The sequence below is a fragment of the Candidatus Nitronauta litoralis genome, assembly GCA_015698285.1.
GTDB classification, from domain to species: domain Bacteria; phylum Nitrospinota; class Nitrospinia; order Nitrospinales; family Nitrospinaceae; genus Nitronauta; species Nitronauta litoralis.
The window spans coordinates 3,396,734-3,410,331 of sequence record CP048685.1; the positions used below are offsets into that span (position 1 = coordinate 3,396,734).

Consider the following 13,598-nt stretch of genomic DNA (forward strand, 5'->3'; position numbering starts at 1 on the left):
AGTACCCTTTTTTCTTTCCTTTCGCCTGCCTCCTCTCGATGTTAAACCGAAATATTACAAATAGTTTTTTAACAAGGTTTCGTTTTATTGTTCCTCATTTGAGGATCATTAGTCTTCTGTTTCTTCTGCTTCCCATTCAGATTGAATTTAGTTTTGCGGGGGGTCCGGACACTGTCAACCCCCTACCGTCGCTAAAGGAAGCCATTCAAACAGCGATCAAGTTGCATCCTGAAACTGACCAAAACCAGGTTGAGTACGAAGTCAGTAAATCCTACTTCACGCTTTTAGCAAAACGTGAGCAGCTTGGAATATCTGATGAGGTCAAGGGCCATTTTGAAACGGCAGTGACCAAGGCTGATGAACGGATGGAATCTGATGATGGGGAGGTAACCCAGTCGGCAATTACAAAGTTAAAACTTGGACTCTCCGGAACCCAGAACGATATTTCCAATTTTAAAGCAGATATCCAAAAATCAAGACTTCAACTTGAATTCTGGACAGGAAAACCGATAGATGAAAATGGTGAAGTTACTGATGAGGGGCTAGTGGTCCTTAAATTTCCTCACCAGAATTTTGAAGCCTTCCAGAAATCGATCGATAAAACAAAAAAACCGGTTGGCAAGAAGCTTCTTGAAATTCAGGAGGCCTTTGTCGATGTCAACAATTCCCGGGAAAAACTGGAACTAGCCCGTAAAGTCCGCAAACTCACCAGGGCTTTATTGGTTACCGAAGTAGCAAACTATGATTTTGGAATTGGAGATGAAGGGGACCTGTTTGAAGCCTTAATAATCTACACGAAGGTTTTAGTTGGATATTATGGTTCGATATATCAGTTCAATTTATCTGTTTTGGATGTGAACAGGCTTTACGACTCCATCCCATGAGCTAAAAGATTCCGATGGTTGTTTAATCGAACTCCAGTTATTTTAACAGGGGTTTTTATAGTGATAAACTCTCCCTCAAAACAACATTAATAGTTGGGAAATATTACAACCTGCGTTTAAGAGAATTGATTATTTCGTAGTTCCATATTATTTTGTGTTCAAGAGCTTTTTCTTAGACTCTGGTAGTTGAAGAATTAAATTAACTTTATAGCGTGTAGAGATTTTTTGATTCAGGAGGCTATTTTGTCAGGAGGATTGAGCCGGGAAGAGCAGTATTGGGTTGCCCTCAATATGGTGGCCGGCATCGGAAAAACCCTCTTTTACCGTTTGATCAACCATTTTCATTCTGCTGAGGACGTATTTAAGGCAAGCAATCGGGATTTATTGCAGGTCGAAGGGGTTGGGAAGAAAACTGCAGAACAAATCAAAGATTTTGATTCGGTTTCTCGAATTGAACGTGAACAGGTATTACTGGACAGGCTCAATGCTGGTGTTTTGACCTTAAACAGTGCGAGGTATCCAAAACTTCTCAAAAACATCTATGATCCTCCACCGGTAATATATTATCAGGGGGCAGTTCCTGACACTTTTCCGGTTTCTATAGCTGTTGTGGGAACCCGGTTAGCTTCAAGCTATGGGAAAATCGTGACCCAACGTCTTTGTTCCCAATTGGCTTCGTTGGGAATAACGCTTGTAAGCGGTATGGCTCGGGGCATTGATACCCTGGTTCACCGAACCGCACTGGACAATGGAGGCACTACAGTGGCAATATTCGGGTGTGGCCTGGACTACACGTATCCTCCTGAAAACAATAAGCTCCGTGAGGAAATTATAGGAACCGGATGCGTCCTTACCGAATTTCCTGTTTCAACGAGACCTGATCGTAATAATTTTCCTGCAAGAAATAGAGTGATATCCGGCATATCCCTGGGAACGCTGGTCATTGAGGCCGGTGAAAAAAGTGGCGCATTGATTACTGCAGAATTTGCTTTGGAGCAGGGTCGTGAAGTTTTTGCCGTCCCTGGAAATATCACATCTGAGAAGTGCAGGGGGACCAACAATCTGATACGATGCGGGGCCAAAATGGTGACAAGCATTGATTCCATACTGGAAGAATTGCCGGATCATGCCTTGGACACATTATCCGGAAAAAGGGGGGATTCAGGCATTTCCGCTGAATCCTTGAATGACCGGGAGCAGAAATTAATGTCTTTTATTGGCGAAAATGAAATTCAGATTGATGAACTCATTCTGAAGAGCGGGTTGTCTCCAGCCGAAGTTTCGGCTACTCTGGTGGAATTGGAGCTCAAAAACCTGGTGCGCCAAACAGAGGGTAAGAAGTTTATTAACAATCAAGTCGAAATTTCCTGAGGTTGTATGGGTAAGTCACTCCTTATTGTCGAGTCCCCTACCAAGGTGGACACGCTTAAAAAAATTGTCGGCAAAAACTTTATTATTAAGGCATCGGTAGGCCATATCAAGGATTTGCCCAAGAAGGACCTGGGTGTCGACATAGAAAACGACTTCAGCCCGAAATATATCACCATACGGGGTAAGGGGAAAATATTAAGCGCCCTGAAAGCTGCCGCCAAAAAGGTTGATGATGTCTATCTCGCCCCTGATCCCGACCGCGAAGGAGAAGCCATTGCCTACCACATCCTGAATGAAGTGGCACCCTTGGTTAAGGGAAAAGTCTACCGGGTCATGTTCAACGAAATCACCAAGAAAGGTGTTACTGAGGCTCTGAAAAACCCGACGGAATTAAATACCAACCGGGTAAACGCTCAACAAGCCCGCCGAATTCTGGACCGGCTCGTGGGATACAAGATCAGCCCACTCCTTTGGAAAAAAATTCATCGCGGCTTGAGCGCCGGTAGGGTGCAGTCGGTTGCCCTTAGGATGATTTGCGAGCGGGAACAGGAAATCAAGGATTTCAAACAAGAAGAATACTGGAGTATCACCGCTGACCTTGAAGGAAGCAAAGAACCCACCTTTTCTGCCAAACTCCATAAAATTGGAGAGGACAAGGCCGAAATCGCTAACCAGAAGCAGGCTGAAGAACTGGTAGCCCAAACCGAGGGCAAAGACTTTAAACTGGAGGATGTTGTTAAAAAGGAGCGCAAGCGAAACCCGGTGGCTCCCTTTATCACCAGTTCCCTGCAACAGGAGGCGTCCCGAAAGCTAGGGTTTTCTCCAAAGAAAACCATGATGCTGGCCCAAAGGTTGTATGAAGGAGTCCCTCTTGAGGGCAAGGGAAATGTTGGCCTGATCACTTATATGAGAACGGATGCTACGCGCCTTGCTGACGAGGCTATCGAAGCCATTCGTGGGTATATTGTAGAAAAATTTGGGAAAGATTATCTGCCTGGAAAACCAAATGTCTATAAAAGTAAAAAATCAGCACAGGAAGCCCATGAAGCCATCCGCCCAACGGATGTCACTATTGAACCCAAAAGCTTAAAGCCGAAACTCGAAAAAGACCTGTACAGGTTGTACAACCTGATCTGGGCCAGAGCAGTCTCCTGTCAAATGGTCCCTGCCAAACTGGACACCACCCAGTTTGATATCAAATGCGGTGATCTGGTGTTCCGCGCCAATGGTTCGGTCATTAAATTTCATGGCTTCATGAAAGTCTATGTTGAAGACGCGGAAGAGGAGGCTCAGTCAAAAAACGTGAAAGAGGGTGAGGAGCAAAAAGGCAAGCCCGGAGAAAAAGTTTTACCTGACCTTCCCAAAGGCGAAATGTTAAAGCTCCTGAAAATAGATCCGGAGCAACATTTTACCCAGCCTCCACCTCGGTTTTCTGAGGCCATGCTCGTAAAGGAGCTGGAAGCTCGTGGAATCGGCCGACCCAGTACTTATGCATCGATCATAAGTGTTATCAAAGATCGGGATTACGTCCGGAACGAAGAAAAGCGGCTTTCACCCACCGAATTAGGGGTCATGGTCAGTGAAATGCTGGTGGAGAATTTTCCCGATATCCTGACAGAAAAATTTACTGCGGAGCTTGAAGGCAATCTAGACCTCATAGAGGAGGGAAAATCTGAATGGGTTGATACCCTGCGGAATTTTTATGGGCCTTTTGAGAAAAACCTGGTTGAAGCAGAAAAGAAAATGAAGGATGTCAAAAGCCAGGTAGAAGAAACTGACGAGGTTTGTGAAAAATGCAATCAGCCCATGATTATTAAGTGGGGAAGATTTGGTAAATTCATGGCTTGTTCCGGCTATCCTGATTGCAAAAACACTCGTGAGGTCAAGAAACCTGGTCAGGAGGAGGAAGAGGCTCCTCAGGAAATTGAAGGAGAATGCGATAAGTGCGGAGGTTCTCTTGTACTCAAAATGGGAAGATTTGGAAAATTCCTGGCCTGTTCGAAATATCCTGATTGTAAATTCACTAAACCCCTCAGTCTCGGAATTGACTGCCCGGAGGAATCCTGTAAAGGTTACGTGACATCCCGCCGTTCCAAAAAAGGGCGAACATTTTACGGTTGTAGCGCGTATCCTGATTGCTCTTTTGTTTCCTGGGACAAGCCCGTTCCAGAGCCATGCCCGGAAAAAGATTGCGATAGCAAATTCATGGTGGAAAAATGGAAGAAGAATGAGGGTGCCTCTATTATTTGTCCCAAGTGCAAATTTAAAAAATCTGAAGAAGCCGCTTAACAGTTTTACCGGACCCTCCCTATGAACTCATTTCTAACGGTGGTTGGGGCTGGACTTGCCGGTTCCGAAGCGGCCTGGCAGGCTGCAGAAAACGGAGTTCCCGTTGTCCTTTATGAAATGCGGCCCAATCAGCCTACTCCCGTTCATAAAACCAGCCAATGCGCTGAACTGGTTTGCAGTAATTCACTGGGGTCGCTGAACGAAACCTCGGCTCCCTACCTGTTAAAAAAAGAACTGCGAAATTTAAACTCCCTTGTCATAAAGGCAGCAGACCAACATGCCGTCCCCGCCGGTGCTGCATTGGCCGTGGATCGCGATTTGTTTTCTGCCGAGATAACCCGACACCTTGAAAACCACCCCAATATCACTTTCAAAAGGGAAGAAATAGAAAAAATCCCCGATGAAGGGCCGGTCGTAATCGCAACGGGTCCGCTCACCTCTCCTTCTTTATCCAGTGAAATTGCAAAGTTGATGGGTGATGAATATCTCTATTTTTACGACGCGCTGTCTCCCATTGTGGATGCCAATACAATAGACACTTCCAAAGCCTTTTTTGCTTCCAGATATGGCAAAGGGACGGCTGATTATTTAAATTGTGGGATGACCCGGGAACAATACGATGCTTTTCTGGATGCTCTTCTCAAAGCTGAAAAAGTGGCGCTAAAAGAATTTGAGAAGCCGGTCTACTTTGAGGGCTGCATGCCCATTGAGGAACTGGCATCACGTGGCCACAAGACTCTGGCATTTGGTCCGATGAAACCGGTCGGGTTAAACCATCCTGTAACCGGAGAACGATTTTATGCAGTGGTCCAACTAAGAAAAGAAAACAAGGAAGGTACGGCCTATAATATAGTAGGCTTCCAAACCAAACTCACATATCCAGGCCAAAAAGAAATATTTCGAATGATCCCTGGTCTGGAGAAAGCGGAATTTTTTCGCTACGGCGCCATTCACCGGAATACCTACGTCAATGCACCCGAATTACTGGATCTTAATTTTCAGGTTAAAGAAAAACCAGGTCTTTATTTTGCAGGGCAAATTGTTGGAGTAGAAGGGTATGTGGAATCCTGCGCCATGGGAGCCATGGCAGGGTTATCCGGATCAAGACAAATCCAGGGCAAACCTTTCAAACTTCCTCCGGGGGATACTGCGATTGGTTCCTTATTAAAACACGTTCTTGAAAAAGGGAAGGGAAGCTTCCAGCCTATGAATATAAATTTTGGTCTCTTTACTGGCAAGGAAACCCGCATACGGGACAAAAAATTGCGAAATGCGGCGATAGTCGAGAGAGCACTAAATGCTCAAGAGGATTGGTTGGAAAATTTAAAAAGCTGACAATTAATACTGCTAAACGATACAAACTGCCATGACCTGTTTGAGGTCGCAGTCCCCTTTGAAGATTTTCTTAATCCCATCCTGTTTCAGGGTAGTCATACCATCGCTTAAAGCTTGCTCACGTAATTCTTCGACGAGGGATTTTTTCATAATCATCCGTTTGATCTCATCTGTTCCTTCTAGCAACTCATGCAGACCAGTTCTTCCTGCATAACCGGTATTGCCGCACTTATCACAACCCTTTGGACCTTTTAAAGTCAGGTCGTCCGTATATTCTATTCCTACATTTTTCATAAATAATTCTTCACTACCATATTCTTTGACAAGAGTATCGTATTCGTCGCGGCCAGGATGATAGTCCTCCTTGCATTTCTTACAAAGCGTTCTCACCAGACGCTGGGCCACAATCAGGAGCAATGCATCTGCAAAATTCAGCGGATTCATTCCCATGTCCAAAAGACGAGTAATGGTTTCGGGAGCTGAGTTGGTATGCAGAGTACTGAAAACAAGGTGACCCGTGAGGGAAGCCTCTAATCCAATAGCACAGGTTTCGGCATCCCGCATTTCACCCACCATGATGACGTCAGGGTCAGCTCGGAGGAAGGATTTCATTGCCCTTGCAAAGTTCAACCCGATCTTGGGATGCATCTGGACCTGTCTTAAACCCCTTTGTGTGATTTCCACAGGATCTTCTGCCGTCCAGATTTTACGATCAGGTTTGTTGATGAATCCAAGTGTTGAGTGAAGAGTTGTCGTTTTACCAGATCCCGTCGGGCCCACCACCAGGATAAGACCGTATGGCTTTGCAGCCAGACGTTGAATCAGCTCCAGGTTTCTTTGGGCAAAATTCATTCCTTCAAGAGGAATTGGTTTGCTGGCTGCCAGAATACGTAAGACCGCATCCTCATTTCCGCCAACTGTCGGACATGTCGCAACGCGGTATTCAATATCCTTCCTGCCGTATTTCATTTTGATTTTGCCATCCTGGGGGAGACGTCTTTCGGCAATATCCAGCTTAGACATAATCTTGATACGGGACAAAATCGCTTGTTTGTATAGAGGAGGAATTTCCTGGTATATCCGACAGGAGCCATCCTTGCGATAACGAACCAGCATATTGTCCTTACCCACGCCGGGTTCAAGGTGAATATCTGAAATTCCCTGGTCGTAAGCGTCGATTAAAATTTTGTTTACAAGCTTAATGATAGTGTTATCAGCTTCATTGATTGCATTTATTTCATCATCATCGTCATCGATGGTTTCAACACCATCATCTTTTTCACTTTGCAGCGCGTCCAGGAGGGAGGACATTTCACCGATTCCAGCCCCCTCCTCATCGTCCTCTTCAACCGTATCATCGGCCAGGGTTCCCGTAAGAAAGTCATGAATATCAGCTTTCAAAGAAACCTTGAACTCTAATTCATGTTTTGCAAATATCAATTTTATGTTCTGGATTTTATCCTGATTAAGTGGATTATCTATCAGGATAGTTACCTTTTTGCCTTCTCTTCCTATTGGTACCCAGGCATTTTTTTGCAGAAAATTCAGGTTCAATCCTTCAAACAAGGAGGAGGGTAGAACCGTTCCCTGCTCATATCCCACATAAGAAACATTGTAAAAATTCTCAAGTGACTTCCCCAGGTCATTTCTGGAAATTTTGAGTTCACCAAGCAATAGTTGCTCAATATCAATCTGGTTTCGTCTTGCTTTTCCTATAGCTTGGTTTAATTCAGTATCTGAAAGGATTCCATTGTTGATTAAGTATGAAAACTTGGTTGGTTTTTGTTGTACAAACTTGGTCTGGTTAAAAAATGCCAGGCCAATCGTTTCAGCTATAGAAGTCGCGTTTTTCTCGTCGTTTGAAGTGAAGGGAGCACCTGAATGTTTATTGATCAACTGAAGAACACCCATGAGACGGTTCTGGTTCATCATGGGAACCACTAGCATGTTCTGGGTTTTGAATCCGGATTTTTTGTCCCACGAACTGTCAAATGACAATTCCGAGTGGAATGCCTGTAGCTCGTTTTGATCGTAAACATTCTTGATGACCACCGCTTTTTGGGCCATGGCCACACAACCGGCTATACTTTGCGGGGCAATGGGGACACGAATTTCATTTACCGTATCACCCGATTTCATTTTTGAGTAAATCTCATTCTTGGGCTGGTCTACAGCATATATTGTCATCAACTCCGCGTCGAATAGCTCCAGGATGGAGGGCTTGAGTTCAATTAAAATTTCATCCACATTTTTAGCAGAGTGGATGGCATTAACGATTGAAACCATTTTCTCCTGGGAGTTCTGTCCGCCCCCAGCGGACCCTGAACCATTACTCACTTCATCCAATTTGGTTACCATTAAACCGAGAGGGATCGATAAGTCTTTGGCGGTTTTAAAGTCTTCATCGGAAAACTTTCCGTTTCCCTTTTTATTGATGATCTCTATCACCCCCACCAGTTTTTTATTGTGGGCAAGGGGAGCGACAATCAATGATTTTGTGGTGAATCCTGATTCGCCGTCCAGCGCTGATCCGAGGTCCATATTCGGGTTGTACATGGCAAGTTCAGCCTTGGAATTAACATCTGAAATGTTAAGAGCTTTGCCACTGGTGACCACATGGCCGACAATTGTTTTAGGCGAAATATCTTGTCTGATTTCGCCAACTCCGTTGCCGAGATGATTTCGGGAAACAAGTTGCTTGGTTGCCCGTTCCAGGCTGAAAAGCACAATAGCCTCTGACTCAAATAACTCTTTAAGCTCATCTATGATATTAGGCACCACAGTAGACAGGTCACTTGCAGAATTTATTCGGGAGGTAAGTGATTTAACTTTTTCTCCCGCAGTTGTGGTTGCCATGGATTATCTCGATATTTTGAGGTTAGCAAATTTGACTACACAGTATAGTGCGCTTATAAAACCTTGCATTTCCGCATTATTATCTTACTGACTTTGCCCTTTAGGTTCAACGACTTTTTGTTTGATCGGGTTAGGGAGAACAAACACATAAAGCTTAAAAGAGTAAGACCAGGATTTCGAGTAGTCGAAATTTTTTTGAAAGAGGGGAGGTTAGGCTAAAATAAAAAAAGCCGGGTGCATTGAAAAACAGAAAATACTTTTTAAAATCAAATATCCAAGTCCTGGAAAAAAGGCGCTTTTTCCTTAATAAAAACGAATCGAGAGCCCGGGTCCTTTCCCATGAGGCGATCAAACAGATCACTGGTTTTTTCCTGGTCTTCAATTTTCACTTGAATAAGGGTTCGTTTTGACTTGTCCATGGTAGTCGATTTTAAATCGGCCGCTGGCATTTCGCCCAATCCCTTAAACCGACCAATCTCGTGCTTCGAACCATTAAGTTTCTCAACAATGGAATCCTTTTCTTGATCATCCAAAGCATAAAAGGATTTTTTACCTGCATCAATTCGATACAACGGTGGCTGGGCAATGAATAAATTTCCATTTTCAATAATCTGCGGCATATACCTGAAGAAAAAAGTGAGTAGAAGGGTACAAATGTGAGCACCATCTACATCAGCATCTGTCATTAAAATAATCTTTCCATAACGCAACTTACTATAATCAAATTTGGGTTCAATCCCAGTGCCAAGGGCGGAAACAATATTCTTTATTTCCGTATTTGCCAAAATTTTGTCCAGGGTCGCCGTTTCAACGTTTAGAATTTTTCCGCGGATAGGGAGAATCGCCTGGGTCTTCCTGTCCCGTGCCTGCTTACTGGACCCTCCGGCAGACTCACCTTCACATATAAAAAGCTCCGATTCCTGCATAACAGTTGAGGCACAATCGGAAAGTTTTCCCGGAAGGTTCAGGCGGTGGGAAATGTTACTCTTTCTTTGAACCGCGTCTTTTGCCAGGCGGGAAGCAATACGTGCCTGCGCCGCCAAAACCACACGGTTGGCTACTTGATCTCCAATAGTCTGGTTATCAAGAAGAAAATGTTCCAGAGAATGTTTTACGACCGACTCAACCTGTGAGGCTATATCCGAATTCAATCGGCCTTTGGTCTGCCCCTGGAATTCAACCTCCCCTTGCAGGTAAACATTTAGAATGGCAATCAAACCTTCTTTCACATCTTCCCCGGTAATACTTGGAACCCCTTTTGGAAGAAGGCTGCGCCGCTCTATATAAGATTTCAAAGCGCGGGTCATCCCATTTCTGAAACCTGTTTCATGCGTTCCACCATCAATCGTCCGGATTGCGTTCGCATAAGAATAGATCTGTGATTCAGTATTTGAGGTCCATATAAAAGCAAACTCCATCCTCAGTTTGTCAGCTTCCTTTTCTACATAAAAAGGATCAGGTGACAGGATCGGTTTCCCATCCGTTAATTTTCTCAGGTAGTCTTTAATACCCTCAGGATATTGAAACGAATGGTTGTTCTTTCCTTCTTTTACCAGGATTTTAAGCCCTTTATTCAGGAATGCCTTGGATTCTGCCTGTTCTAAAATCAGTTTGACGTTGAAGTCTGTTTTCTTGAAAATCTTGGGATCCGGGCTAAAGGTTATCCGCGTTCCCTTGTTCCGGGTCTTGGGCCCTTTTTTAAGTTTCGTTTTTGGTTTCCCTTGTGAATACTCCTGGGTCCATTCGTGGCCCTCCCTGTAAGAGGTGGATACCAGCGACTTGGATAAGGCACAAACAACCGCCATGCCAACACCATGCAACCCTCCAGAAACTTTATAAGAACCTTCATCAAATTTTCCACCGGAATGCAGGGTGGTAAATAAAATCTCCATGGCGCTTTTTTTGGTTTTCTTGTATTGGTCCACGGGCACTCCGCGACCGTTATCTTTGATGGAGATCCTGTTTGAATCGAGCAAATTGATTTCTATAATGGTGCAGTGTCCATTGAGGGCTTCATCAACGGCATTGTCCAGAATTTCCCAGACAAGATGATGCAGTCCGGTTGAAGAGGTTGAACCGATGTACATTCCGGGTCGACGGCGAACGGGTTCAAGACCTTCGAGAACCTGGATATCCTTAGCTTTATAATCCGACATGAAATTTAACCTGAAAGTTGTTCTACTTTATTTCGTTTAACTACCCCGACACCCTGGCTGCCGCGCTTGTATACCGGGACTCCCGACATTTTTATTTCACTTTCCTTCCCATTTGAAAGGAGCAGTTTCACTTTATCCTTTTTAGTAACGCTCGCACCGCCAACCAAATAGCTGTCTCCAACATTGATCAGCTTCACTCCCTTACCGGTGCCTGATAACTGGGCTATTGGACCCGGTTCAATCAACATGCCTTTCCCGGCATGGGTTATCAGGAACAGGTGGGACTTTGTGATTGGAACGACAGCTGCCAAACGATCATCACCTTTCAGAGTCATGACCCGTTTACCTGCCCGAGTGGTTTCTGCAAGACTGCCCATTGGAAACCGAAAACCAAATCCTCCAGTTCCAGCTAACAACAATTCCGTTTCCGGTTCGACCTGTTCCTCAAAAAAAAGACTTTGCTGTTTACCCTGACTGGTCTTTTCTTTTTTCTCATCATCGTTTTGTATTAAGGGGAAAACACGGACAACCCGCTCTCCATCACCAAATTTAAACAGACTCTGAACCGGCTCTCCAAATCCTGAACGCGTATAGGGCAGGCTGAAAATTTTCTGAACATAGACCATGCCGCGGGATGTGAATATAGCCACAAGATCTTTTGTATTTGCCTGAACTATTGCAAGTGAAGAGTCATTCTCTTTAAATCGCAATGTCGACGGATCATTTAAGGTTTTTAGTTTGCGTAACCAGCCGTTACGGCTTAAGACCAGAACAACGTCTTCGTGTTCAATAAAATCTTCGGCATTAAACTCAACGGTTTCGAGGTTAGCCTTCAATTTGGTTCTTCGCTTGTCTCCAAACTCTTTCTTAATCTCATCCAATTCATTAGTGACTTCCTGCCATATTTTCTTCTCCGAATTTAAAATGCTTTTGAGACGCTTTTGCTCCTTCAGCTTTTCTTTTTGCTCCTGAAGAATTTTCTCAATCTCAAGAGACACCAGACGGAATAAGGGTATATCAAGGATCGCTCCGCTTTGTTCTTCGTCAAGTTTAAATGTCTTTTGAAGTTTTTGGCCTGCCTCTTTTTTTGACTTGGAGGAACGTATGAGTTTAAGTGCCTTGTCCAGGTTGTTAAAAATAATGGCAAAGGCAGCCAGTAGATGAAGCCGTTTTTCAATCAGAGCCAGGTCGAAAGTCAACCTGCGTGTGACCACATCCTTGCGAAAATCCAGAAAATGAATACAGATTTCTTTTAGCGGCATGCGGGTTGGTTCGCCGCTGGGTTTGAGGCAATTAAAATTAATCTGAAAATTGCACTCAAGGTCCGTGTGCTTGAACAAATAGGCCATTACCTTTTCAGAATCGACTGAACCTTTAAGCTCAAGCACAACCCGGATGCGATGGTCACTTTCATCACGTACATCAATGAGGCCTGGTACCTTCTTCGCAATAATGATCTCCGCAATCTTTTCAATCAACCTGGCTTTGTTTACACCGTAGGGGATAGCCGTCACAATGATCTGAGTCTTCCCACGGGGTAATTGTTCTGTTTCCCACTCGCCCCTCATTTTGAGCGCTCCCTGACCCTCCTCGTAAGCCTTGCGGATCTCCGTTTTAGAACTCAGCAAAATCCCGCCAGTCGGGAAATCGGGTCCTTTAATGTGTTTCATGATTTGAGGGGTAGATAACTCCCGGTCTTTGACAAGAGCCTTGAGTGCTTCCAGAGTTTCAGAAAGGTTATGACTTGGAAAGGAGCAGGCCATCCCTACTGCTATACCTGATGATCCATTGATCAGAAGATTGGGAACTCGAGAGGGTAGGACTACAGGCTCCTTCAGGGTATTGTCGTAGTTCGCCCTGAATTCAACTGTCTCCTTTTTAATATCACTAAGGAGGTACGAGGTGATCGGAGTCAGCCTTCCCTCTGTGTATCTGTATGCAGCTGGAGCATCCCCGTCGAGTGATCCGAAATTGCCTTTCCCGTCTACCAATGGATATCGCATTGAAAAATCCTGAGCCATGCGTACCATGGACTCATATGTGGAAGCGTCACCGTGAGGGTGGTACTTACCGAGGACTTCACCGATAATTTTGGCGGACTTTACCGGTTTGGCGTCCCCCGAAACCCCCATAGCATGGATTGCATATAATATCCGCCTGTGGATAGGTTTCAGGCCATCCCGTACATCAGGGAGCGACCGAGAGACAATGGTCGAGAGGGCATAGGTCAGAAAGCGTGTTTCCAGCTCGGAAGCAATATCAGATGGTTTTTCTTTGGCCATTTCAGGATTATCGAAGATAAGGGTTTTGAGTGATTAATTCAGTCTGAGGGAGTTAAAAAGCGTTTTACCGGGCTTCGGCTTGAAAAGAAGGATACTAGCAAGAATAAAGGAAGATGAGCCTGGGTTGAAACCGGGCGAAAGGGCTTGATACTCTTAACTGTTTGATTTATCACATGGCTTGAGTATTGTAAAGGTGAAACCCTAAAAAACACCTGATTCCGGATTCCAGCCAGTTTTGAAAGGGGTAGGGGGGCCCGTTAGTCAATTAAGATAAAACTTTAGGCTTACGAACGCATCCTAAGAAAAGGGATTATTTATCAAAAGGTCCTCTCAATTGGTTATAAGACGGGCTTGCTTTTGATTTTTAACATCTTATCTTTGATAAGCAGCTTTCAATATTTTGACGGCCTCTGCCGGTTATACAG

General features: G+C 44.5%; 7 protein-coding genes. 4 read left to right on the top strand and 3 right to left on the bottom strand.

The features are described 5' to 3' along the window. Window positions 1-98 precede the first annotated feature (98 nt). From G3M70_15485 to G3M70_15500, 4 genes are all read left to right on the top strand, one after another. Complete coding sequence (locus G3M70_15485; GenBank protein ID QPJ63200.1) at window positions 99-884, top strand: hypothetical protein; 786 nt, start codon at window positions 99-101, stop codon at window positions 882-884. 243 nt (window positions 885-1,127) lie between these two features. After that, the gene (gene dprA, locus G3M70_15490; protein ID QPJ63201.1) at window positions 1,128-2,255 is read left to right on the top strand and encodes a DNA-protecting protein DprA; all 1,128 of its coding nucleotides are present in this window, start codon (window positions 1,128-1,130) and stop codon (window positions 2,253-2,255) included. Between the two features lie 6 nt (window positions 2,256-2,261). Further along, entirely contained in the window at window positions 2,262-4,544 is a 2,283-nt protein-coding gene (gene topA / locus G3M70_15495) for a type I DNA topoisomerase (GenBank protein ID QPJ63202.1), read from the top strand. A gap of 21 nt (window positions 4,545-4,565) precedes the next feature. After that, window positions 4,566-5,879 carry a methylenetetrahydrofolate--tRNA-(uracil(54)-C(5))-methyltransferase (FADH(2)-oxidizing) TrmFO gene (locus G3M70_15500; GenBank protein QPJ63203.1) on the top strand — a complete coding sequence of 438 codons (1,314 nt, stop codon included), beginning with the start codon at window positions 4,566-4,568 and terminating at the stop codon, window positions 5,877-5,879. 12 nt (window positions 5,880-5,891) lie between these two features. Here the strand turns inward: G3M70_15500 and G3M70_15505 are convergent, their stop codons facing one another. From G3M70_15505 to G3M70_15515, 3 genes are all read right to left on the bottom strand, one after another. Beyond that, a complete protein-coding gene (locus G3M70_15505; GenBank protein QPJ63204.1) occupies window positions 5,892-8,735 on the bottom strand; it encodes a GspE/PulE family protein in 2,844 nt (947 codons plus the stop codon). A gap of 266 nt (window positions 8,736-9,001) precedes the next feature. Continuing rightward, window positions 9,002-10,891: a DNA gyrase subunit B gene (locus G3M70_15510; protein QPJ63205.1), complete on the bottom strand. Its 1,890-nt coding sequence runs from the start codon at window positions 10,889-10,891 to the stop codon at window positions 9,002-9,004. 5 nt (window positions 10,892-10,896) lie between these two features. Next, on the bottom strand, window positions 10,897-13,173 hold the full coding sequence (locus tag G3M70_15515; protein ID QPJ63206.1) for a DNA topoisomerase IV subunit A: 2,277 nt from the start codon (window positions 13,171-13,173) through the stop codon (window positions 10,897-10,899). Window positions 13,174-13,598: the final 425 nt, after the last annotated feature.

What these genes read in the sequence shown, in the direction of transcription:
- topA (QPJ63202.1), top strand. Translation starts at nt 2,262, where the DNA reads ATGGGTAAGTCACTCCTTATTGTCGAGTCCCCTACCAAGGTGGACACG.
- G3M70_15500 (QPJ63203.1), top strand. Translation starts at nt 4,566, where the DNA reads ATGAACTCATTTCTAACGGTGGTTGGGGCTGGACTTGCCGGTTCCGAA.
- G3M70_15505 (QPJ63204.1), bottom strand. Translation starts at nt 8,735, where the DNA reads ATGGCAACCACAACTGCGGGAGAAAAAGTTAAATCACTTACCTCCCGA.
- G3M70_15510 (QPJ63205.1), bottom strand. Translation starts at nt 10,891, where the DNA reads ATGTCGGATTATAAAGCTAAGGATATCCAGGTTCTCGAAGGTCTTGAA.
- G3M70_15515 (QPJ63206.1), bottom strand. Translation starts at nt 13,173, where the DNA reads ATGGCCAAAGAAAAACCATCTGATATTGCTTCCGAGCTGGAAACACGC.